This window comes from Pseudomonas abyssi (assembly GCF_003444685.1).
Lineage (GTDB): Bacteria > Pseudomonadota > Gammaproteobacteria > Pseudomonadales > Pseudomonadaceae > Halopseudomonas > Halopseudomonas abyssi.
In genome coordinates this window covers 1,460,692-1,482,109 of sequence record NZ_LMAZ01000001.1, presented here as the reverse complement: position 1 = coordinate 1,482,109, position 21,418 = coordinate 1,460,692, and the positions used below count along the sequence as shown (strand labels likewise).

The window sequence follows — 21,418 nt, the reverse complement described above, 5'->3', positions numbered from 1 at the left end:
CGCACATTGACACATTCAACGTAACTTTTTGTACCCGGGTCGTGGCAGTTCGCCGAATAGCGATACAATCCGCGCGCCCGTTTCAGCGGGTTTCGCTCATTCATATCCCCGCCGCAATCCGGTCCGACGCCGTGGTGCCCCGACCCGTTTGCAAGGAGCCAGCTCATGTACAGGATGTTTGCCACCGTTGCACTGGTCTTCGCTGCGACCCAGGCACAAGCCAAGGTCGATGCAGCCCAAGCTGAACGCCTTGGACGCGATCTCACCCCACTCGGCGCCGAACAGGCAGCCAATGCCGACGGCAGCATTCCCGCATGGACCGGCGGTGTTACCCCGCCGCCGGGCTATCAACCCGGCATGCACCACCCTGACCCCTACGCTCAAGACCGGGAGCTCTACCGCGTTGATGTCAGCAACCTGGCGCAATATCAGCACCAGTTGCCCGCCGGCCTGGCCGACCTGCTGACTCGCCACGCCGACTACCATCTGCGGGTATTTCCCAGCCGCCGCAGTGTGTCGAATCCGCAGCGTATCTACCGCGCCACCCGCGAAAATGCCACCCGTGCAGAGCTGATCGCCAACGGCAACGGTATTCGCGGCGCTGCTGCGGGCATTCCCTTCCCGATTCCGCAGGAGGGCATGGAGGTCATCTGGAACCATATCCTGCATTACAAGGGCGAAAACACCCACTTCATCAACAACCAGGCTGTGGTCATCAACGGCAACAGCAACCTGATCAAGCGTGATCGAGCGATCTACTACGTTTACAACCGCGAAGGCATGACCACCGCCGAGCTTGACAATACCCTGCTCTACTACAAGTACGTGGTTACTGCGCCGGCTAAGCTGGCAGGTACCGCACTGGTGATCCAGGACCCGCTGGATCAGGTGCTGACCACGCGCCGTGCCTGGCGTTACAGCCCGGATAGCCGTCGAGTGCGTCGCCTGCCGCTGCTCGCCTATGACTCGGTACAACCCGACACCAGTGATCTGGCCACTGCCGACGTAGTTGACTCATTCAATGGCGCGCCGGATCGCTATGACTGGACCCTGGTTGGCAAGCAGGAAATGCTGGTGCCCTACAACAGCTATGCGGTGCACCAGAAAGGTATCTCCTACGACCAGATCGTATTGCCGCGCACCCTCAACCCCGAGCTGCTGCGCTATGAGCTGCACCGGGTATGGATTGTCGAGGCGGCCTTGCGCACCGGTTACAGCCACCCCTATGCTGCCCGCCGCTTCTATATCGATGAGGACAGTTGGCAGATTCTGGCAGTGGATTTGCGCGACAAGGATGGTGAGTTGATCGGGCTGCAGGAAAGTCACCCGATCAATTATTACGACGTGCCGATGTTCGGCAGCACGCTGGAAACCCTGTACCACCTGCAGGACAACAACTACTTCGTCGACGGGCTGGACAACAACGAGCCGATGTACGACTTCGACGCCAACCTGACTCCGCGCGACTTCTCGCCTCAGGCCCTGCGCCGCTCGGGGAACTGAGCAGATGCCGGCAGGTACGCAATGTACCTGCCGGTCGCCCCACTCGATCGGCACGCGCTGGGTTGGCTACCTGGCGTTCAGCAAGCCTGCGGTAGTGCGGCAGACGTTCTCCGCGCCCTGATGAATTTCCTGCATGATCGAGCTGACCTGCCGCGTGCGCTCGCTCCCCTCCTCTGCGGTCACGCTGACAGAATCGATGGTCTCGGTTACCTTGCGCGTCAACTCGCGGTTGCGCTGTACCACCTCGGCAATTTGTGATGTCGACTTGCTGGTACGCGCCGCTAGCTGCCGCACTTCATCTGCCACCACGGCGAAGCCCCGCCCCTGATCACCAGCCCGTGCCGCCTCGATAGCCGCGTTGAGAGCCAGCAGGTTGGTCTGGTCGGCAATCGCTGAGATGGTCGCGACAATTTCCTCGATATTCTTGGACTGGGCGTTGAGCTGCGCAATCAGGGCGGTCGCGTCGGCCACCTGGGCGGCGATCTGAACGGAGGTATCCACCGCTGTCTGTAACGACGACATCCCTTGCTCAGCGATAGCAGCCGTTTCTTCTGAGGTGCTGCTGGCCACTTCCGCCGCCTGCCGCACTGCCTGGTTCTGCTCTACCCGCTCAGTAATATCACTGGCAAATTTCACCACTTTGGTGACCTTGCCTTGCTCGTCAAAGATCGGGTTATAGGTCGCCTCAAGCCAAATAATCCGGCCTTGGCTGTCGAGGCGATCAAATTGCCCGCCCTTGAACTCACCGCGCCCCAGTTCAAGCCAGAAGTTCGGGTTCTGCTGATAGAAGGTGTCGGTACAGAAAATGCGGTGGTGCTTGCCCTTGATCTGCGGCAACGAGTAGCCGACAGCGGCCAGGAAATTGCTGTTGGCGGTGATGATCTCGCCCTGCGGAGTGAACTCGATCACCGCAAGCGATTTGTTCAGCGCCGTCATCTGCGCTTGCTGATCCAGCCCGGCACGGCGCTCGGCAGACACATCGGAGGCCAGCATCACTACCTTGGATACTCTGCCGTCAGCGTCCGGCACCGGAACGTAGGTGGCCTCCAGCCACAGGCCTCGACCATCTGCCCGCAAACGACGATAGGTGCCTGCGCACGCCTGCCCCTGCGCCAGAGCGCCCCAGAACTGACGCTGTGTGACGCCATCATCCTGATCGCACAGTTGGCTGTGAAGCTGCCCCACCAGCCGCTCGCGGGGGTAACCCAACAGCGCGAGCATGGGACCGTTGGCGTCGGTTATGTGCCCGTCAGGCGTGCATTCGAGGCAGGCCATGTGGGTTTTCAACGCTGTGATTTGAGCTTTCTGCTCGGCCAGGTCACGTCCCTGCGACTTATACATATCTTTCAATTTGTTATTGAACATATAAGCGCGCTCTTGAGTGTAGGTAAAGGCACGGTGCCATCATATGGTGACTGCATCCCGCCGGATACAGTACAAAAGTCCTATTTGTTTCAAATTATGTGGCGCACAGCATGCTTTATTTCAAAGCGCGATCACAGGGTTCTGCAGCTATATAAAATGGCAATTACAGACACCTGCAAGGTCAATTGCAAGGCGATATAGCGCGACTGCCACCGCATTGCGGGGCGGCAGTCCACCAAGCTATAGCAGATTGTTGGCGATCAGGCAGGTTTTAAGTGCGGCTTCAGGATGTCATACAGCGCGGGACGATTGGCCTTGATCTCGTCGGTGCCGAGCCCCTCAAGAGAATGCGGGTATTTTAGCCAGGCATCGGTGCTGTGAAGATAGAAATGCGGTTCCCAGTCGAGCTCATTGCGACCGGGTTTGTAGTAAGGCACGGCTACGCGAATGTCGTGCGGCGTATTCAGGCGCGCCTTGTTCTTCAACTCCTGGATAATCGCCTCAACCGAGCGACCGGTGTCAAATACGTCATCCACGATCAGCAGCGAATCCTCGTGAGTCACGTGCTTGACCAAGTAGTTCAGGCCGTGCACGCGCACCTCTTTTTCTTGCTGATCAATACCGTGGTAGGAGGAAGTACGAATCGCGATGTTATCGGTGTGCACACCGTGATAGTCGAGAAACTCCTGCACTGCGATACCCATCGGCACGCCGCCACGCCAGACCGCAATCATGAAGGTGGGACGAAAGTCTGAATTGAGTATCTGTGCCGCCAGCTTGAAGGCATCTTCGAGCAAGCTTTGTGCACTCAGGTATTGTTTCTCGGCCATAAGAACGTAAGCTTCTCCGCAAGCGTCACCAAAGCGCGCAATGATCACACCAGAGAGAGTAGCCTGGCAAGCCATGAACCCATCAGACACCCTTCAACAACGTCCGCGCAACCGCCGTTTTCTGGACGAGAACCAACTCATTGAAGATGCCTTCCGGCTTGGCGTGCAAATTTTCGAGAGTGGTTTTCGCCCCAATTTCATTGTCGGCCTCTGGCGCGGAGGCAGCACCGTCGGTATCTATGTGCAAGAGTGCCTGCAAACCCTCGGCGTCAAAACCGATCACATTGCGCTGCGCACGTCCTACCGTGGCATGGAGCACTACGATGCAATGGTGGCGGCACCCGAGGCCGAGATCCGCGTGCATGGCACCCACTATCTGCTGGACAACCTCAATCAGGATGATCGCCTGCTGATCGTTGACGACGCCTTCGGTACCGGCCATAGCGTACAGGCCGTGCTTGGCAAGCTGAATGCGCAGCTCAAGCGCAACATGCCGCTGGATACCCGCATCGCCACCCTGTACAAGCGGGCCGGCGCTGCCAAGACGGCAGTGCAACCAGACTTCTGCCTGCACACGACTGAAGACTGGCTGGTCTTTCCCTATGAAATGAACGGACTCACTCGCAGCGAAATCGACAGCCACAAGCCTTATCTCAGCCCGATACTCGATTCAGTTAAAAACCGGGAATAACGAGCGAATCGCCCATTCGGGTGACCAGCCTCGACGCCAGTCGCTGACAGGGCTACTCTGACCGAGCACCCTGTCATCATAAAGAAAAATAAAAATGATACGTCGACGGCTACTACGGCAGCGCTGGCTTTGGCCTGCGCTCTGCGCTGCGATCACCTTGCTGGCTGCCCCTGTTGTCTGCGCGGAACAGACATTGCGGGAGCTGCGCGCCGGATATATCCACTTCCCACCCATTGCCTATACCGATGAGAACGGCAACGCGCAGGGTACGATCATCGATTTAACCAACGAACTGGCAGCGATGAGCGGTTACCGCGTCAAGTGGGTCAACTATCCGATCAATCGTATCTACCGCACGCTGAACACGGGCGATATCGACTTGTGGCCCGGTTCACCCAATGTGCCTGCGCTTGAAGGCTTTACGGTAGAAAGCCAGCCGCTCGGCATCAGCGTCAAACTCTGTGCCTTTGCGCTGACGCGCTCTCCTGCCGTCCACTCCCTAACCGATCTGCAGGACCGCTCACTCATCACCATACGGGGTTACACCTACCGTGAGCAGCTCAGAACCTTGTTCTCGAGCAACAGCCGAACCCCGATCGTCGCGCCCAACAACCACGCAGCCATGCAGTTGCTGCTGCGTGGGCGCGCCGACTACCTGATCAGCTACGGCCATCCGATGCAGGAGGCTATGGGCGACTACGCCCTCCAGGGTACCCGCTGTCACAAGCTGGATGAGTGGCCGCTGGTATACGTGATTTCCCGCAAAAACCCGCATGCCCGCCAGATTGCTGAACAGTTTGACCAGGCATTTCAGGCCTACCGTCAGCCTGATGCCGCACCCCAGCCGCTGCGCGGCAACCCGCAGAGCTTCGCCACTACACCTTGAGCCAGCATTCCAGGTTATCGCGCCGGCCTACTTGATAGGTGTCTTGGACCGGCAGCGCATCAGCCAGGCCAAGGCGCTTGAGCTCGGCGGTCAAGGCCTGCTGTTTGTCAGCGGATTGTGCCTGCATGACCGCGCTGGCGCGTTGCAGCAGGTATAGCAAATAGGGTTCAACGCCCACCTCGATATCCGCACCGCGAAACCGGGTCTGCACCATACCGACCTGCCGTATCTGCGGCCGTTCACTGACGGGGCTGCCATCTACTGGCTGGTGCTCATCAAGCCAGGCCTGCACAAACGCCAGCTTGTCGGTCAGCTCGGGGAATATCTCATCAGCGATGTGCCGCAACACGGCTTCCAGCGTTGCTGGCAGTGTGTCATCGGCAAAAAAGGCAGGTGCGTGCTGCGGATACTCGACCACGTCCAGCCCCGGAGCGGTCATGCGCTCCACCCACCGGTGCACCCGTGGAGCCCGTTGCTGCATGACGGCCAGCGGAACCGGGTCGCGCCCGAGATGCGCAAACATCGGCGCAATAAGGCCGTAGTCGGCAATCGATGGGCGCCACCCGAGCAGGTATGGCACCTGTGTAAAGTGTGCTTCGAGCAACGCCAGCAACTCATGGTAGGAACGCTCGATCAGCGGAATGCTCGCCTGGTTGACGCCCAGGCGGGGCAAATAGCTGTTCATCCGCCCCATGATCTTGTCAGCCATGTCGGCACCAGAGCCCAGGGTAAAGGCGCAGCGCAAAAAAGCCTCCTGCTCGGCCCGATACGACCAGCGGTAGTGCATGGCATGCTTGAGCATCGCCTGACAGCCGTAGTACTCGATAATGACAGCCACAATGTGCTGCAGGGGCGTTGACGGATACACAGGAAAAGGCACGCCCTGTGCTTCCAGGTGGTCGATGATATCGATGCTGTCCTGGATTACCTGGCCTTCAGGGGTTTCCAGCACAGGTATGATCCCGCGTCCGATCCGCGGCAGGATGCGCTCGGCAAAATCAGGATGCCAGGTGGGCACTTCTCGATAATCGATCCCCTGATTGCGCAGGTAGCAACGGACCTTGCCGGTGTACAGGGAGTGGGAGGCGCCATACAGGCGATAGGGTGCAGCGGTCATCAAAAGCCCCGGGAGTTGTTGTTATCAAGGGGTTTGATACTGCCAGCCGAGCCGTTGTCGAGACAAGCACCAAACTTGTCTCGACTGCGGCATCCCCTGCGCCACCAGGGATGCCGCTGACCGACTCAGGCTGCGATCGGGCTCCGCCAGTCGTCGGAGCCCGAGGTGCCAGAGACCTCGTGGGTCCAAACAATCTTGCGGTAGGTGAAGTAAACGTCTTCCAGATGCGTAAAGTGCGCCATGCCCGGGTCCTGACAATTGGGCATATGCGATTGCACATCCACGATGATGGCGTCCTGTAGCTCAATGGTGAAGTAATGCTCCTGGGTACCTGTCGCCGAGGTGCGATACCACTCCAGGCGACAACGCGACAGGCGCTCGCCCGAGGTCAAGGCGTTGAAGATCAGCGGTGAGGACTTGTCGAATACCTTGGTAATCATCAGCGGCTTGTGGACGCGCTGGCCGGTCGGCTGACCGGATTGCGGATCTCGGGGAATGATCACCTGATGATCAAAGCCCTGCACCAGGACCTGATCTTCATGACCTTCCTGAAAGATATTGCCGACCGAGTCCTCGGTGAAGGTGCCGGCGGTAATCAGGCCCTGTTTGGTGCCTTCAATGGTGAGATAGGCGGGAGTTGGCATGCTTGCTCCTTGCTAGCGTGGGTTGCCGGGTGAGTCCGGTTCCAATCAACTACAAGGCGCATGCCAAACCAGAACGTCTTCTTTTAAAACAAGCGGATAGAAAGGAAATCTGACAACAGAGTCAGCATTATTCATGCCTGCAACACTGCCGGATAGCGCAGCTTTCACCACCCTTTGCGCAAGTCTTTGCCTTGTGCAGCCCTCAGTGCCCGCTACCCGTACCGACCGTCTGACGCAGACAGAGCGCCACCAGCAAGGCGGCGCCCAACATGATCACCACGCCAATCATGGCGTTGGCGTGCAGCGCCAGGGTAAAGCTGCTGTTGACTGCGGCGTGAACCTGATCCAGTTGCGCCGATGGCAGATGCGACAACACGCCCATGGCACCGCCAATGGTATCGCTGGCTACCGCCAGCTGATGGCTGTCGAGCACGCCGTCCAACTGTTGCTCCATGCTGCGGCGGTACAGAGTGGCGCCGACGCTACCGATTACCGCAATACCCATCGCCATCCCCAGTTCGGTGGCGGTTTCAGAGGTGGCAGCGGCCGCGCCGGTTTTCTCGGGCGGGGCCGACCCGATCACCAGGTCCGTCCCCATGATCATCATCGGCATCACCCCAACGCCCAACAGCACACTGGCTGTCACCATCAATGCCAGGCTGCTGTCAGCATGAATGAGCAACATCAGTGCCAGTCCACCGGCTGCCAGCAGCAGTCCGCCGCTGATCAGGCGGGTTGGCGCGAGCCAGCGCGAGAGCCTTGGCACCAGCAATGACGCCGCCGTCTGCAATACAGCAGCAGGCAGCATCACCAAGCCGGCGTGCAACGCACTGAGGCCGGTCACGCCCTGCAGAAACTGGAAAATCATCAGCCAGCTGCCGGAGAGCGCCAGGATGCACAGCAGCATTGCTGCCACAGAAACGCTGAAGCTGGGCTTGTTGAACAGCGTCAGATCAAACATCGGCTCGGCCAGGCGCCGCTGCCGCCGGATAAACAGCGTACCGGTGACCAATGCTGCAATCAGGCTAAACACGGCTAACAGGTTAATGCCGTCCCGCGCGCCGTCCTTGATCGCGAAGATCAATAGCAACACCGCACTGATGCACAACAGTGCACTGGCCACATCAAGCTTGCCGGCGTTCGGATCACGGGATTCGGGCAGCAGCCACGGCCCCACCAGCAACAGCAAGACCATCACCGGCACTGCCAGCAGAAACACCGAGCCCCACCAGAACAGCGCCAGCATCAGACCGCCAACCAGCGGGCCGATGGCGCTGCCGACGATAAATCCGGTCATCCAGATGGTGATGGCGAGCGTACGCTCATGCTCGACGTGAAACAGGTTGCGAATCAACGCCAGGGTCGAGGGCATCAGCGTGGCACCGGCGATACCCAGCAACGCCCGAGTGATGATCAGCATCAGTGCAGAGTCGGCAAAGGCCGCTGCAATGGAGGCCAGGCCAAAGGCACAGGCGCCAATCAGCAGCAGGCGCCGGCGACCGATACGGTCACCCAGAGTCCCCATGGTGATCAGAAAGCCCGCTACCATAAAGCCGTAGATGTCCAGTATCCACAGCAGCTCCGCGCTGGACGGCTCAAGGTCAGCGCTCAGCCGCGGCGCCGCCAGATGCAGCACCGTCATATCCAGCGCGAGCAGCAGCGTCGGCAGCACCAGAACGGCCAGGCCGAGCCATTCACGGCGGCCGGCACGGGGAGTCAGAGAGGAAGACGGGCGGGCGATGTTGGGCATGGAGGCTCCTTGCAAGCGGCTCTTATACGCCTGCGCGCCAGCGCCAACAAGATACAGTTGTGACCGCAAATGTCGGTACAGCTGCCCGCTCAGACGTGTTCAAGCCTCCCCCCGGCGCGCCCCATCTGCTATCATCCCTGCCCTTTCACGTTCAACCGCAAAGTACCCCGGAAGCCCATGTCCGATATAGCCGCGACTCGTCAGATCCTCGTTACCAGCGCCCTGCCCTATGCCAACGGTTCAATCCACCTTGGGCACATGCTGGAGTACATCCAGACCGATATCTGGGTCCGCTTTCAACAGCTGCGTGGCCACCAGGCCGTGTATGTCTGCGCTGACGACGCCCACGGCTCGGCCATCATGTTGCGTGCCGAGAAGGAAGGCCTTACCTCCGAACAGCTGATCGCCAATGTGCATGCCGAGCATTCCAGCGATTTTGCCGACTTTCTGGTCAACTTCGATAACTTTTACTCCACGCACTCGGAAGAAAACCGCGAGCTGTCGGAGCTGATCTACACCCGACTGAAAGAGGCTGGCCACATCAGCACCCGCTCGGTCACCCAGTACTTTGACCCGGAAAAGGGCATGTTCCTGGCCGACCGTTTCATCAAGGGTACCTGCCCGAAATGCGCGGCAGAGGACCAGTACGGCGACAACTGCGAAAAATGCGGCGCCACCTACGAGCCGACCGAACTGAAAGACCCGCGCTCGGCCATCTCCGGCGCCACGCCGGTACTCAAGGACTCCAAGCACTTCTTCTTCCGTCTGCAGGATTTTGCCGAGATGCTGCAGCAGTGGACGCGCAGCGGTGCCCTGCAGGACGCCGTGGCCAACAAGATTGCCGAATGGCTGGACAGCGGCCTGCAGGAGTGGGATATCAGCCGTGATGCGCCCTACTTCGGCTTCGAGATTCCTGGCGAGCCGGGCAAGTACTTCTATGTCTGGCTGGATGCCCCTATCGGCTACATGGCCAGCTTCAAGAACCTGTGCAGCCGCCGCCCCGAGCTGAGTTTTGATGCCTTCTGGAATGCCGACTCCAGCGCCGAGCTGTATCACTTCATCGGCAAGGACATCGTCAACTTCCACACCCTGTTCTGGCCGGCGATGCTGGAAGGCGCCGGCTTCCGCAAGCCGACCGCCGTCAATGTGCATGGCTACCTGACCGTGAACGGCCAGAAGATGTCCAAGTCCCGCGGCACCTTTATCAAGGCGCGCACCTATCTGGATCATCTGAACCCCGAGTACCTGCGTTACTACTACGCGGCCAAGCTGGGTCGGGGCGTGGAAGATCTGGACCTGAACCTGGAAGACTTCGTGCAGAAGGTCAACTCTGACCTGGTTGGCAAGGTGGTCAACATCGCCAGCCGCTGCGCGGGCTTTATTCACAAAGGCAACGGCGGCGTCATGGTCGAGGCCAACCCGGCGCCGGAGCTGACCAGCGCCTTTACCGCCGCCGCCCCAAGCATTGCCGACGCCTACGAGAAGCGCGACTTTTCCCGCGCCATGCGTGAAATCATGGCGCTGGCCGACAAGGCCAACGCCTGGATTGCCGACAAGGCGCCCTGGGCGCTGAACAAGCAGGACGGCAAACAGGACGAGGTGCAGGCCATCTGCGCCCTGGGCATCAACCTGTTCCGCCAGCTGGTGATCTTCCTCAAGCCGGTTTTGCCGACGCTGGCGGCCGACGCAGAGGCATTCCTCAATGTTGCGCCACTGCGCTGGGACGATCACAAGGCGCCGCTGACCAACCATCAGCTGAACGCGTTCAAGCCGCTGCTGGCACGCATCGAGCCGGCCAAGATCGACGCCATGGTAGATGCTTCCAAAGAAGACCTCGCCGCCGCCAACAGCACAGCGCCAGCCGGCAACGGCGAGCTGGTCAAAGAGCCGCTGGCCGCTGAGATCAACTTTGATGCCTTTGCCGCTGTCGATCTGCGTGTCGCACTGATCGAGAAATGTGAATTTGTTGAAGGCGCCGACAAGCTGCTGCGCCTGAGCCTGGATATTGGCGACGCCAAGCGTAACGTTTTCTCCGGCATCAAGAGCGCCTACCCGGACCCGAGCAAGCTGGAGGGCCGACTGACCCTGTACGTCGCCAATCTGGCGCCGCGCAAGATGAAGTTCGGTGTGTCCGAAGGCATGGTGCTGGCGGCCGGACCCGGCGGTGAAGAGATTTTCCTGCTGAGCCCCGATCAGGGTGCCAAGCCAGGCCAGCGCGTTAAATAACGACAGAAGTGCAGTGATGGGGCGGCGCGGGCCGCCCTGATTAGCCGGACCGGGCGCAGCGACCGTAAGAGTCGCGCTGCCTGGCCACACATGGGGTTGGGTCAATGGCTGAATTTGCCCTTATTCTGGTCAGTACCATACTGGTCAACAATTTCGTCTTGGTGCAGTTTCTCGGGCTGTGTCCCTTCATGGGCGTGTCCGGCAAGCTGGAAACCGCCATCGGCATGTCCGCCGCCACCACCTTTGTACTAACGCTGGCGTCTATCCTCAGCTACCTGACGTTTCAGTACATTCTGGTACCGCTGGATCTTGAGTTCCTGCGCACCATCTCTTTTATTCTGGTCATCGCGGTTGTGGTGCAGTTCACCGAGATGGTCGTACACAAGACCAGCCCGCTGCTCTACCGGGTACTGGGCATCTTTCTGCCGCTGATCACCACCAACTGCGCGGTGCTGGGCGTGGCGCTGCTGAACACCAATCGTGCCGAGCAGACCTTCATGAAGTCCGCCACCTACGGCCTTGGCGCAGCGATTGGTTTCTCAATGATCCTGATCCTGTTTGCCGGCCTGCGTGAGCGTATCGCTATCGCTGACGTGCCTACACCGTTCCGTGGTGCCGCCATCGGCATGATCACCGCAGGCCTGATGTCGCTGGCCTTTATGGGCTTCACCGGCCTGATAAGGTTGTAAGCATGTCGATGATCATAACTGCCGTACTCGTTCTGCTGGGTCTGGCGCTAATTTTCGGCGCCGTCCTCGGCTTTGCCGCTGTCCGCTTCAAGGTCGACGGTGACCCTATTGTCGACCAGATCAACGACCTGCTGCCGCAAACCCAATGCGGCCAGTGTGGCCATCCCGGCTGCCGGCCCTACGCCGAAGGCATCGCCAATGGCGAGCCGATCAACAAATGCCCGCCCGGTGGCGAATCCACCATTCAGGCGCTGGCTGACCTGCTGGACGTTGAAGCGCTGCCGCTGGACGCCGAGCACGGCGAAGAAAAGCCCCGCATGGTCGCCTACATTCGTGAAGCTGAGTGCATCGGCTGCACCAAGTGCATCCAGGCCTGCCCGGTGGATGCCATCCTGGGCGCAGCCAAGCAGATGCACACCGTCATCACCGACGAGTGCACCGGCTGTGACCTCTGCGTGGAGCCCTGCCCGGTCGACTGCATCGACATGCTGCCGTTGCCCACCACGCCGCAAAACTGGAAGTGGGACTTCCCGCTGCCCAGTACTGCCCTGATCGCCACTGACGCCAGCCGGGGAGCCGCCTGATGACTGCAGCTACCCCGATCCGTATCTGGGACATTCCCGGTGGTATTCACCCAGCCGAGAACAAGACCCAATCCCTTGGCCACGGCATTGAGATCGCGCCGCTTCCGGCCCTGCTGACAGTGCCTCTGCAGCAACATCTGGGTGGTCGCGCCGAACCCTGTGTGTCCGTTGGCGACACGGTACTCAAGGGCCAGATGATCGCCGAGGCCAGCAGCATGGTCAGCTGTCCCGTGCACGCGCCGACCTCCGGCACGGTCACCGCCATCGGGCCTGCGCCCTACCCGCACGCATCCGGTCTTGAGGAATGGGCTATCCACATCGAGGCCGACGGCGAGGACCGCTGGTGCGAGCTGCAACCCGTCACCGACTTTCGTGCACTGGAGCCGGTCACCCTGCTGGAGCTGATCCGTCAGGCTGGTATCAGCGGGCTCGGTGGTGCCGGCTTTCCGACCGCGGTCAAGCTCAAGGCACGCCCCGAGCAGAAGATCCATACGCTGATCATCAACGGCACCGAGTGCGAGCCCTATATCACCGCCGACGACAGCGCCATGCGCTACCGAGCGCCCGAGATCATCGCCGGCATCGAGATTCTGATGCATGTGCTGCAGCCCGAGCAGGTGCTGATCGGCATTGAGGACAACAAGCCCGAAGCCGCGCAGGCCATGCGCGCGGCGGTTGGCGAGCGCGCCATGCAGGTGGTGGTATTCCCGACCAAATACCCCTCCGGCGGCGAAAAGCAGCTGATTCAGATTCTGACCGGCAAGGAAGTGCCCAGCGGCGGTCTGCCCGCCGACCTTGGCATGGTCTGCCAGAACGTGGGCACCCTGCTGGCGATCCACGATGCCGTCGTGCTCGGTCAGCCGCTGATCAAGCGCATCACCACCCTGACCGGCGAGGCGCTGAGCCATCCAACCAACGTTGAAGCGCTGATTGGCACGCCGATTCGTGAACTGCTGGACTTTGCCGGCCTGCAGCCAGACAAGCTGTTCCGCCTGGTCATGGGCGGGCCAATGATGGGCTTTACCCTGCAAAGCCTGGATGCCCCCCTCGTCAAGACCACCAACTGCCTGCTCGCCGGCACCCGTGATGAACTGCCGCCGCCACCGCCGGCGCAGCCCTGCATCCGCTGCGGCCTGTGCGCCGAAGCCTGCCCGGCCAGCCTGTTGCCGCAGCAGCTGCATTTCTTTGCCCTGGGCAAGGACTACGATCAGCTCAAGCGTCAGCATCTGTTCGACTGCATCGAATGCGGCGCCTGCTCCTACGTCTGCCCCAGCAGCATTCCGCTGGTGCAGTACTACCGCGCCGCCAAGTCCGATATTCGCGCTTTGGACCTGCAGCAACACAAGGCCGACCATTCCCGCCAGCGCTTTGAGCACCGTCAGGAACGCCTGCAGCGCGAGGCCGAGCAAAAAGAGCGAGACCGCCTAGCGCGTGCTGAAAAGGCCGCGCGTATCAAGGCAGCCAAAGAGGCTGAAGCCGCCAAGCAAGCCGAATCCGGTGCAGGTACGCCGACGAGCGATGCACCGGCACCCAAAGCGGGCGGCTTGTCACCGGAACAGAAGCAACTGAAGATCGCCGCCGCCACCGCGCAGATGGCGTTGAAGAAAGCGCAGAAGCAGCTGGTCGCCAACCCGGACAACGCCGACCTGCAGGCACAGATTCCGCAGCTTGAACAAGCTGCACGGCAAGCTCAGGAAGCCTTTGACCAGGCCCAGGGCGAGTCCAGCAACCAGCCCGCTGCGCCAGCGCCCCAGGCCGGCGGCGACGATGAGACCAAGAAGCTGAAGATTGAGGCAGCCATGCTGCGCGCCGCACTGAAGAAGGCAGAGCGCAGCGCCGGCGACAGCCCAAGCGAAGAGCAGCAAGCCGAGATCGCCAAGCTGCGAGAGCAGGTCGAGGCAGCTGACGCCCGCATCCCGGCCAGCACCACGACCAAGAAGCCGGTTGATGAAAAACTCAAGCAGGCCAAGCTGGATCTGGCCATGGCACGTGCGGCACTGAAGAAAACCGAACGCGCCCTGAGTGAGACCCCGGAAGATGCTGACCTGCAGGCCCAGCTGGCCAATCAGCAACAGGCCTATCAGAGCGCGGAGACGGCCTTGCATGAAGCAGAAAACAACAGCCCGATTCCGCCGCCGCAGCGCCAGCTTGTGGACAAGAAACCGGTCGATGAGCAGCTGCGCGCGCTGAAAACCAGCATGGCCACCTGCAAGGCTGACTTCAAACGGGCCGAACGCGAGTTGAAAGACGCTGAGCAAGCCGGCGGAGATACCCTCGCCGCCCAGCAACACCTCGACACTGCCCGCGCCGCGCTCGACGTTGCCGCCAAGGCCTTCGCCGACTACATGGCCAGCAAGGAGACCAACTGATGGCGCTGGTTCGCATGACCTCACCCCACGCCAAAGGCAACAACCACACCCAGACCATTATGCTCTGGGTACTGGGCGCCACCCTGCCCGGCGTGCTGACCCTGACCTGGTTCTTCGGCTTTGGCACCCTGATCAACATCCTCTACGCCAGTGCCGTCGCTCTGGCTGTCGAAGCGCTGATTCTGTGGATTCGCAAGCGCCCGATCGGGTTCTTTCTGCGTGATGGCAGCGCCTTGGTTACCGCCTGGCTGCTGGCCCTGGCGCTCCCCCCCTACGCGCCCTGGTGGCTGACGCTGATCGCTGTCAGCTTCGCAATCGTGTTTGGCAAGCAACTATACGGCGGTCTGGGCCAGAACCCGTTCAACCCGGCGATGCTGGGCTACGTGGTGGTGCTGATTTCCTTCCCGGTGGAAATGACCAGCTGGCCGGCCTGGCGCGGTATCGAAGCGGTCGTGCCGGATGTGCAGGCCACACTAGGCCTGATGGATGGCCTCAGTCGTATCTTCCTGCCCAGCGGCGGCGCGATAGATGGCTGGACCCAGGCAACCCCGCTGGATGTGGTCAAGACCAACAGCAGCTTGACCATAGCCGAGCTGTACGCCGCCAAGCCAGTCTTCGGCCAGTTTGCCGGCCATGGCTGGGAGTGGGTGAGCCTGGCTTACCTGCTGGGCGGTGCCGCGCTCCTGTACAAGCGTATCTACAGCTGGCACGCTCCGGTCGGCATGCTCGGCGCGCTGGCGCTGATGAGCCTGCTGTTCTGGAATGGCAGCGGCTCAGACTCCAACGGCTCCCCCCTGTTTCACCTGTTCAGCGGTGCAACCATGCTCGGGGCGTTTTTTATCGTCACCGACCCGGTCTCGGGTGCAACCAGCAAGCAGGGTCGGCTGATCTTTGGCGCCGGCGTCGGCATTCTGGTCTATGTGATCCGCGCTTGGGGGGGTTACCCTGACGCGGTGGCCTTTGCCGTGCTGCTGATGAACCTCGCCGCTCCCACCATCGACTACTACAGCACACCGCGCACCTATGGCCACAGCAAGGCCAAGCGCGGTATGGGCAAGACGGACTGAGCCATGGATACGCCAACTACTACCAGTCGCTCGATCCTGCGCAACAGCGTGATTCTCGGCCTGTTTGCCGTTGCCACCGTCGGTATGATCGCCGTGACCCAACAGGGCACCGCCGAGCGCATCAGCGAGGCCCAACGGCGGGTCCAGCTTAGCGCGCTGAACGAGATCGTGCCGCATGATCAGCACGACAACGACCTGCTGACTGACAGCTTTACCGTGCAGGATCGCCAATACCTTAGCCTCAGCGCCCCGGCCGAGGCCTACCGCGCTCGCCAGGGCGATCGCGTCAGCGCCGTGATCCTGCCGGTTGTCGCCCCCGATGGCTACAGCGGCCGCATTGACCTGCTGGTCGGCATTCGCGCCGACGGCAGCATCGCCGGCGTGCGCAGCGTCAGCCACCGCGAGACGCCCGGGCTGGGCGACAAGATCGACGCAGGCAAAAGCCAGTGGATTCTGTCATTTAACGGCAAAAGCCTGAGCATGCCGATCCCTGATCAGTGGGCGGTGAAAAAGGATGGCGGGCAGTTTGACCAGTTTACCGGCGCTACCATCACCCCGCGCGCAGTCGTCAAGGCGGTCTATCAGGCACTGAATTATTTCGACGAACACCGCGCCGCCCTGCTGCAGCTGGACGAGGATTAAGCCATGGCCAACAAGACACTCTCCGAGATCACCGCAGACGGCCTGTGGCACAACAATGCCGGGCTAGTGCAACTGTTAGGTCTGTGCCCGCTACTGGGCGTCAGCAGCTCGGTGGTCAACGCCCTTGGCCTGGGTTTGGCGACCATGCTGGTATTGACCGGCTCCAACCTGGCGGTGTCGCTGATTCGCAGCGCCGTGACCGACGCGGTGCGCCTGCCGGCGTTTGTGATGATCATCGCCGCACTGACCACCTGCATCGAGCTGCTGATGCAGGCGTTTACCTACGAGCTGTACCAGATACTCGGCATCTTCATCCCGCTGATTGTCACCAACTGCGTGATTCTCGGCCGCGCCGACGCCTTTGCGTCCAAAAACCCGATTCTTCCCTCAGTGGTAGACGGTTTCATGATGAGCCTGGGTTTTGCGCTGGTGCTGGTGGTGCTCGGCGGCCTGCGCGAACTGGTCGGGCACGGCACGCTGTTTGCCGGCATGGATCTACTGCTGGGCCCTATCGCGGCCGACTGGACGCTGGTGGTGTTCCCCCACTACAAGGATGTGCTGTTTGTCATCCTGCCACCGGGGGCCTTTGTGTTCATGGGACTGCTGATTGCCCTTAAAAATCTCATTGACGCCAAGGTCAAGGAGCGCGCAGCGGCCCGCGAGATCACGCCGGCGGCGGCTGGCAGCAAGCGCGTACGCGTTACCGGGACTATCAACTGAGCGGGCACCATGAACAAGGAAAAGCGCTACGAGATCTTCCGCCGCCTGCGTGAAGACAACCCGCACCCGACCACCGAGCTGAACTTCAGCACGCCGTTTGAGCTGCTGGTCGCCGTGACCCTGTCCGCCCAGGCGACCGACGTGGGCGTCAACAAGGCGACCGACAAGCTGTTCCCGGTGGCCAATACCCCGGAGGCGATTTACGCACTGGGCGTGGACGGTCTGAGCGAGTACATCAAGACCATCGGGCTGTTCAACAGCAAGGCCCGCAACGTGATTGCCGCCTGCAAGATCCTCATCGAGCAGCACAACAGCCAGGTTCCGGACAATCGCGAAGCGCTGGAGGCCCTGCCCGGCGTTGGCCGCAAAACCGCCAACGTGGTGCTGAACACCGCGTTCGGCCAGCCAACCATGGCCGTCGACACGCACATCTTCCGCGTCAGCAACCGCACCGGCATCGCTCCGGGCAAAAACGTACTGGAAGTCGAAAAGAAGCTGCTCAAGCATGTTCCGAAGGAATTTCTGGTCGATGCCCATCACTGGCTCATCCTGCACGGGCGCTATGTCTGCAAGGCGCGCACGCCGCAATGCGGCAGCTGCCGGATAGAGGATCTGTGCGATTACAAGCACAAGACCTCCGACTGAGGGCGCTGCCTGCGGCAGCTATGAAAACAGCCTGTATTTTTTGACCGATTTCAATAAAAAAATTCTATTTCCGCAAAGACAACTTCGCGTTTATAAGGTGCGCAAATGGCATCTTCACTGTGGAGTTGAGTCATGGCCAAAGCAAAATCCGACATCGAACTGGACGATGATGATGACTTCGTCGAGGACGACGACACCCCTGAAACCGATAACGCCCCCAGTTCACGCAACAGTCTTACCAAGCGCCGACTGATCGATAACTACCTCGAAGAACGTCGCCTGCAGAAACAGCTGTCGGATTTCGACTTCGACTGATCAGTCCGCCCTCCCGCGCAGAACCGCGCCCAGAGGGCAGGTCCGGTGGGCGTCCTGCCCACCGGATACAGCTGATTATTTCCAGCTATTACCGCCATTACACAATCACGCTTCTCACCAGCGCAGCATTCGCCTACACTGACCTCATTCAGTAATGATTCTCATTTGAGATATAGTCGAGGCAGCCATGATCAAGACCATCACCTTTGCCTGCATGCACTTTTCCATCGCCTTTGGCGTGGTCTACCTGATGACCGGAAGCGTCCTCATTGGCGGCGCAGTGGCGCTGGTCGAGCCGGCAATCAACACCGTCGCCTTCTACTTTCACGAGAAGCTCTGGAACCGCGCAGAGCGCCGCCGCAAAGCCCGTCCAGACGCCCTGCCCGCCTGACCCAAAGGCGCTGTGCAGGGAACTTTCCTGGCTGTGGCGGGTATTTGTAGGGACTTCATTATTTACGCCACCAGGAAGGTAACGCCTTGCCAACCTATCGAAAGACGCTCGGGATTTGCGCCGGATTGCTGGCAACCGTTGCACTCACGGCCAATGCCGGCGAGCCCTATGCCTATCCCGTCACCAACCCCTTCATGGCTACCGTTGCCGGGACACCGGAAAAACTGCGAGCCCCCACTCCCAGTGATGTGGATGTGCAGCAAACCGACCTCAAGGTTCGCGTGCTGCCCGACCGCAAGCTGCCTCCGGCTCTGTCCCAGTACCGCGACTTGCACTACCGCGTCGCCTGGCACGACGAGCCTGCGCCGCTGATCTTCCTGGTAGCCGGCACCGGCTCGGGCTATGACAGCACACGCATGGATTACCTCAAGCGCCTGTTCTGGCAGGCCGGCATGCATGTCATTGTGCTGTCCTCGCCCTCCAACCACGACTTTATCGCCGCCGCCTCCAACAGCGGTCTGCCCGGGATGGGCGCCGAGGATGCGCGCGACCTGCATACCGCCATGAGTCTGGCCGTCGAGAATGCGCGTCAGGAGCTTGGCTTTGAGGTGACCTCCTACCGCCTGGCGGGCTTCAGCCTCGGTGCCCTGCATGCGGCGTTCGTCGCCGAGCTGGACACGCACCTCGGACAGTTCGACTTTGAGCGGGTGCTGCTGATGAATCCGCCGGTCGACCTGTACGCCTCTGTGGGGCGTCTGGACGCCCTATCCTACACGCGGATTGAGGGCGTTGACGACAACGACAGCTTCTATGAGCACATTTTCCAGAAGCTCTCACGTCACTTTGCCAGCCGCGGCAACAGCGATATCCAGGAAAGCCTGTTCGAGGAGATCCAGAGCTCGCCCGATGCATTAACCGATCCGGAGCTGGCCATGCTGATCGGTGCGGTGTTTCGTTTTTCCGCAGCGGACCTCAGTTTCATGAGCGACCTGGTGACCCATGGCGGCCGTTATGTCCCGGCTGATCAGCAACTCAAGGTCAGCACCTCACTGACGCCTTATCTGCGCCGCGCGCTATTCTGCGACTTCACCTGCTACATCAACGATCAGCTGCTGCCCGCCTGGAAACTGGAAAACGCTGACAAAACCATTGAAGACATGGCCTGGGAGACCAGCTTGCGCAGCCTGCAGGACTTCTTGCAAAACAGCCCCGACGTTGCGGCAGTCAGCAATGCCGACGACCTGATTCTGACCGAGTCCGATTACCGCTATCTCGCCGATACCCTGGGCGAGCGCGCCTTCCTCTACCCCAGCGGTGGGCACGGGGGCAATCTGGACTACGCACCGGTGGCAGAGCGCTACCTGGCCTTCCTGCAAGGAGGTGCCCAATGAAGCGGCTTTTACCCCTTGCCCTGCTGAGCACGGCACTGTCTTTCAACGCAGTCGCGCAGGAAGCCCGCCCCCCGGTGCCGGCCTACCATGACCCGCTGCTGGAGCTGGATATCGACGAGCGGGACAACCGCTATCAGTTCGAGCGCTCCAGCCTGCGCGCCCTGAACGTACATGACCCGCTGGAGGGCGTTAACCGGCGTATTTATCGCTTCAACGCACAATTCGACCGGTACGTTTACCTGCCGGTAGTGCGCACCTACGTGTGGGCAACACCGAGCCCGGTGCGTACCGGCGTATCGAATGTGTTCGACAACCTGCGTGACATTCCCAACCTGGGCAACAGCCTGCTGCAGGGCAAGTTCCAGCGCAGCGGCGAAACCACCGCGCGGCTGCTGTTCAACAGCATTTTCGGGCTGGTGGGGATATTCGATGTGGCGGAAAAAATGGGGCTGCCACAGCAAGACGAGGACTTCGGACAGACGTTAGGCGTCTGGGGTGTGCCGGCCGGCCCTTATCTGGTCATTCCCTTCCTGGGACCGTCGAGCCTGCGCGATGGTACCGGCCGGGTAGCCGACTGGGTGTTTGAAGATTACGTCAACTACATGGACAACCGGGACTTCATGAACGACTACCAGGCAACCTGGGGTATTTGGGCTATCGACCTGCGTTACGGTATTCCCTTCCGCTACGGCGCTCTGGACAGCCCGTTCGAGTACGATCAGGTGCGCTACTTACACACCAAGCTGCGGGAGTTCGAGATTTCGCACTGAGTCATGGTTGCGCCAACGGCCCGCCTACGCGGGCCTGTTAACCGACGCGAAAGATGATGTGATCTTCCCAGTCATCATCAGCCACACTGCCCTCGGGCAGCATCTGACCAGCCAGAGAAATGCCCGCCTTGTGCACCGCCTGCTCATCACCACAGATCAGCGGGTGCCAGGGCGGCAGATCCTTACCCTCGGCGGCCAAGCGATAGCCACACGTGGGCGGCAACCAGGCAAAGTCCTGCGCCTTACCCGGTGTCAGCTGGATACAGTCCGGCACAAAGCGTTGGCGATTGGGGTAATCGCTGCAGCGACAGGTATCCAGGTCCAGCAACTTGCAGGCAATGCGCGTGTAGTAGATCGCCTCTGGATCATCCTCGTCCTCCAGCTTCTGCAGGCAGCACAGGCCGCAGCCGTCGCACAGCGACTCCCACTCATCACGATCAAGCTCGGTCAACGCCTTACGCTTCCAGAACGGCACCACTCGCATCGCCATTGGTTAAGCCTCTTCGCGCAAGTGATCGCCCAGCCAGTCCATCACCTGGGCCAGGTCAAACGGAAAATCCAGCTCGGCGCCGCTGTCCGGGCGTTGAAGCACCGGAATACGCGTCTGATAACGCTGCATTAGTTCGTCACTGTCGCTGATATCGACCTCGCTCACCCGCAAACCGTCGGCAATCAGCGGCTGCAGGACGTGCATGGCGGTCTCACACAGATGGCAGGCCAGCGTGCCATAGAGAGTGACAGGAGGGATGTGCGTCATGGAGGGTCACGGCGAGTCGGGAAACAGGCCGCTATTGTAGCGCCATTTGGGATAGGCTACCGACAC

At 60.6% G+C, this 21,418-nt stretch carries 22 protein-coding genes and 1 pseudogene; 15 read left to right on the top strand and 8 right to left on the bottom strand.

Going from position 1 to position 21,418, the window contains the following annotated elements:
• Window positions 1-165 precede the first annotated feature (165 nt).
• Window positions 166-1,503 carry a DUF1329 domain-containing protein gene (locus ASB58_RS06780; RefSeq protein ID WP_118129759.1) on the top strand — a complete coding sequence of 446 codons (1,338 nt, stop codon included), beginning with the start codon at window positions 166-168 and terminating at the stop codon, window positions 1,501-1,503.
• Between the two features lie 66 nt (window positions 1,504-1,569).
• On the opposite strand, the gene ASB58_RS20505 is transcribed toward ASB58_RS06780, so the two are convergent.
• The 3 genes and pseudogenes from ASB58_RS20505 to ASB58_RS06770 all read right to left on the bottom strand — a co-directional run bounded on the left by ASB58_RS20505 (window position 1,570) and on the right by ASB58_RS06770 (window position 3,698).
• Window positions 1,570-2,025 (bottom strand): methyl-accepting chemotaxis protein, encoded by a 456-nt coding sequence (locus tag ASB58_RS20505; RefSeq protein ID WP_268877910.1) that lies wholly within the window; start codon window positions 2,023-2,025, stop codon window positions 1,570-1,572.
• Window positions 2,026-2,103: 78 nt separating this feature from the next.
• Window positions 2,104-2,778: pseudogene (locus ASB58_RS20500) on the bottom strand (PAS domain-containing protein); the annotation flags it as partial.
• A 350-nt stretch (window positions 2,779-3,128) separates the two neighbouring features.
• On the bottom strand, window positions 3,129-3,698 hold the full coding sequence (locus ASB58_RS06770) for a phosphoribosyltransferase (RefSeq protein WP_096005718.1): 570 nt from the start codon (window positions 3,696-3,698) through the stop codon (window positions 3,129-3,131).
• A gap of 73 nt (window positions 3,699-3,771) precedes the next feature.
• Here ASB58_RS06770 and ASB58_RS06765 point away from each other — a divergent pair, with 73 nt between their 5' ends.
• Entirely contained in the window at window positions 3,772-4,389 is a 618-nt protein-coding gene (locus tag ASB58_RS06765) for a phosphoribosyltransferase (RefSeq protein ID WP_096005719.1), read from the top strand.
• 193 nt (window positions 4,390-4,582) lie between these two features.
• A complete protein-coding gene (locus tag ASB58_RS06760) occupies window positions 4,583-5,275 on the top strand; it encodes a substrate-binding periplasmic protein (RefSeq protein WP_181977873.1) in 693 nt (230 codons plus the stop codon).
• Here the strand turns inward: ASB58_RS06760 and ASB58_RS06755 are convergent.
• The 3 genes from ASB58_RS06755 to ASB58_RS06745 form a co-directional block, all read right to left on the bottom strand.
• Window positions 5,265-6,392: a glutathione S-transferase family protein gene (locus tag ASB58_RS06755; RefSeq protein WP_118129756.1), complete on the bottom strand. Its 1,128-nt coding sequence runs from the start codon at window positions 6,390-6,392 to the stop codon at window positions 5,265-5,267. The genes ASB58_RS06760 and ASB58_RS06755 overlap by 11 nt on opposite strands.
• A 125-nt stretch (window positions 6,393-6,517) precedes the next feature.
• A complete protein-coding gene (locus ASB58_RS06750; RefSeq protein ID WP_083726312.1) occupies window positions 6,518-7,036 on the bottom strand; it encodes an Hcp family type VI secretion system effector in 519 nt (172 codons plus the stop codon).
• A 202-nt stretch (window positions 7,037-7,238) separates the two neighbouring features.
• Complete coding sequence (locus tag ASB58_RS06745; protein WP_118129755.1) at window positions 7,239-8,786, bottom strand: MFS transporter; 1,548 nt, start codon at window positions 8,784-8,786, stop codon at window positions 7,239-7,241.
• A gap of 177 nt (window positions 8,787-8,963) precedes the next feature.
• Between ASB58_RS06745 and metG the strand changes: the two genes are divergently transcribed.
• The 12 genes from metG (at window position 8,964) to ASB58_RS06685 (ending at window position 20,595) form a co-directional block, all read left to right on the top strand.
• Window positions 8,964-11,012, top strand: coding sequence for a methionine--tRNA ligase (gene metG / locus ASB58_RS06740; protein ID WP_456239126.1), 2,049 nt, complete (start codon window positions 8,964-8,966; stop codon window positions 11,010-11,012).
• Window positions 11,013-11,116: 104 nt separating this feature from the next.
• Window positions 11,117-11,701: an electron transport complex subunit RsxA gene (rsxA, locus tag ASB58_RS06735; RefSeq protein ID WP_083726308.1), complete on the top strand. Its 585-nt coding sequence runs from the start codon at window positions 11,117-11,119 to the stop codon at window positions 11,699-11,701.
• A 2-nt stretch (window positions 11,702-11,703) separates the two neighbouring features.
• Window positions 11,704-12,285 carry an electron transport complex subunit RsxB gene (rsxB, locus tag ASB58_RS06730; RefSeq protein ID WP_096005735.1) on the top strand — a complete coding sequence of 194 codons (582 nt, stop codon included), beginning with the start codon at window positions 11,704-11,706 and terminating at the stop codon, window positions 12,283-12,285.
• Window positions 12,285-14,654 carry an electron transport complex subunit RsxC gene (gene rsxC / locus ASB58_RS06725; RefSeq protein WP_118129754.1) on the top strand — a complete coding sequence of 790 codons (2,370 nt, stop codon included), beginning with the start codon at window positions 12,285-12,287 and terminating at the stop codon, window positions 14,652-14,654. Before rsxB ends, rsxC begins: the two co-directional genes overlap by 1 nt.
• Window positions 14,654-15,721, top strand: coding sequence for an electron transport complex subunit RsxD (gene rsxD, locus ASB58_RS06720; protein WP_118129753.1), 1,068 nt, complete (start codon window positions 14,654-14,656; stop codon window positions 15,719-15,721). Before rsxC ends, rsxD begins: the two co-directional genes overlap by 1 nt.
• A 3-nt stretch (window positions 15,722-15,724) precedes the next feature.
• Window positions 15,725-16,363: an electron transport complex subunit RsxG gene (gene rsxG / locus ASB58_RS06715; RefSeq protein ID WP_118129752.1), complete on the top strand. Its 639-nt coding sequence runs from the start codon at window positions 15,725-15,727 to the stop codon at window positions 16,361-16,363.
• A 3-nt stretch (window positions 16,364-16,366) separates the two neighbouring features.
• Complete coding sequence (locus ASB58_RS06710) at window positions 16,367-17,083, top strand: electron transport complex subunit E (RefSeq protein WP_096005739.1); 717 nt, start codon at window positions 16,367-16,369, stop codon at window positions 17,081-17,083.
• A 9-nt stretch (window positions 17,084-17,092) separates the two neighbouring features.
• Window positions 17,093-17,728: an endonuclease III gene (gene nth, locus ASB58_RS06705; RefSeq protein WP_096005740.1), complete on the top strand. Its 636-nt coding sequence runs from the start codon at window positions 17,093-17,095 to the stop codon at window positions 17,726-17,728.
• Between the two features lie 132 nt (window positions 17,729-17,860).
• A complete protein-coding gene (locus tag ASB58_RS06700) occupies window positions 17,861-18,043 on the top strand; it encodes a PA3496 family putative envelope integrity protein (RefSeq protein ID WP_118129751.1) in 183 nt (60 codons plus the stop codon).
• A 187-nt stretch (window positions 18,044-18,230) separates the two neighbouring features.
• Window positions 18,231-18,434: a DUF2061 domain-containing protein gene (locus tag ASB58_RS06695; RefSeq protein ID WP_118129750.1), complete on the top strand. Its 204-nt coding sequence runs from the start codon at window positions 18,231-18,233 to the stop codon at window positions 18,432-18,434.
• 86 nt (window positions 18,435-18,520) lie between these two features.
• The gene (locus ASB58_RS06690) at window positions 18,521-19,825 is read left to right on the top strand and encodes an alpha/beta hydrolase family protein (RefSeq protein WP_147336794.1); all 1,305 of its coding nucleotides are present in this window, start codon (window positions 18,521-18,523) and stop codon (window positions 19,823-19,825) included.
• Complete coding sequence (locus ASB58_RS06685; RefSeq protein ID WP_118129748.1) at window positions 19,822-20,595, top strand: MlaA family lipoprotein; 774 nt, start codon at window positions 19,822-19,824, stop codon at window positions 20,593-20,595. Before ASB58_RS06690 ends, ASB58_RS06685 begins: the two co-directional genes overlap by 4 nt.
• 37 nt (window positions 20,596-20,632) lie before the next feature.
• On the opposite strand, the gene ASB58_RS06680 is transcribed toward ASB58_RS06685, so the two are convergent.
• Together ASB58_RS06680 and ASB58_RS06675 are read right to left on the bottom strand one after the other, a co-directional pair.
• Window positions 20,633-21,085: a YcgN family cysteine cluster protein gene (locus ASB58_RS06680; RefSeq protein WP_118129747.1), complete on the bottom strand. Its 453-nt coding sequence runs from the start codon at window positions 21,083-21,085 to the stop codon at window positions 20,633-20,635.
• 3 nt (window positions 21,086-21,088) lie between these two features.
• Window positions 21,089-21,352, bottom strand: a complete 264-nt coding sequence (locus ASB58_RS06675; RefSeq protein WP_181977872.1) for a glutaredoxin family protein — start codon at window positions 21,350-21,352, stop codon at window positions 21,089-21,091.
• Between the last annotated feature and the right edge of the window lie 66 nt (window positions 21,353-21,418).

Coding starts and splice junctions, on each gene's coding strand:
- ASB58_RS06680 (WP_118129747.1), bottom strand. CDS start 21,085: ATGGCGATGCGAGTGGTGCCGTTCTGGAAGCGTAAGGCGTTGACCGAG.
- rsxC (WP_118129754.1), top strand. CDS start 12,285: ATGACTGCAGCTACCCCGATCCGTATCTGGGACATTCCCGGTGGTATT.
- metG (WP_456239126.1), top strand. CDS start 8,964: ATGTCCGATATAGCCGCGACTCGTCAGATCCTCGTTACCAGCGCCCTG.
- ASB58_RS06695 (WP_118129750.1), top strand. CDS start 18,231: ATGATCAAGACCATCACCTTTGCCTGCATGCACTTTTCCATCGCCTTT.
- ASB58_RS06700 (WP_118129751.1), top strand. CDS start 17,861: ATGGCCAAAGCAAAATCCGACATCGAACTGGACGATGATGATGACTTC.
- ASB58_RS06765 (WP_096005719.1), top strand. CDS start 3,772: ATGAACCCATCAGACACCCTTCAACAACGTCCGCGCAACCGCCGTTTT.
- rsxB (WP_096005735.1), top strand. CDS start 11,704: ATGTCGATGATCATAACTGCCGTACTCGTTCTGCTGGGTCTGGCGCTA.
- rsxG (WP_118129752.1), top strand. CDS start 15,725: ATGGATACGCCAACTACTACCAGTCGCTCGATCCTGCGCAACAGCGTG.
- nth (WP_096005740.1), top strand. CDS start 17,093: ATGAACAAGGAAAAGCGCTACGAGATCTTCCGCCGCCTGCGTGAAGAC.
- rsxD (WP_118129753.1), top strand. CDS start 14,654: ATGGCGCTGGTTCGCATGACCTCACCCCACGCCAAAGGCAACAACCAC.
- ASB58_RS20505 (WP_268877910.1), bottom strand. CDS start 2,025: ATGTCGTCGTTACAGACAGCGGTGGATACCTCCGTTCAGATCGCCGCC.
- ASB58_RS06685 (WP_118129748.1), top strand. CDS start 19,822: ATGAAGCGGCTTTTACCCCTTGCCCTGCTGAGCACGGCACTGTCTTTC.
- ASB58_RS06770 (WP_096005718.1), bottom strand. CDS start 3,698: ATGGCCGAGAAACAATACCTGAGTGCACAAAGCTTGCTCGAAGATGCC.
- ASB58_RS06750 (WP_083726312.1), bottom strand. CDS start 7,036: ATGCCAACTCCCGCCTATCTCACCATTGAAGGCACCAAACAGGGCCTG.
- ASB58_RS06675 (WP_181977872.1), bottom strand. CDS start 21,352: ATGACGCACATCCCTCCTGTCACTCTCTATGGCACGCTGGCCTGCCAT.
- ASB58_RS06755 (WP_118129756.1), bottom strand. CDS start 6,392: ATGACCGCTGCACCCTATCGCCTGTATGGCGCCTCCCACTCCCTGTAC.
- rsxA (WP_083726308.1), top strand. CDS start 11,117: ATGGCTGAATTTGCCCTTATTCTGGTCAGTACCATACTGGTCAACAAT.
- ASB58_RS06780 (WP_118129759.1), top strand. CDS start 166: ATGTACAGGATGTTTGCCACCGTTGCACTGGTCTTCGCTGCGACCCAG.
- ASB58_RS06745 (WP_118129755.1), bottom strand. CDS start 8,786: ATGCCCAACATCGCCCGCCCGTCTTCCTCTCTGACTCCCCGTGCCGGC.
- ASB58_RS06710 (WP_096005739.1), top strand. CDS start 16,367: ATGGCCAACAAGACACTCTCCGAGATCACCGCAGACGGCCTGTGGCAC.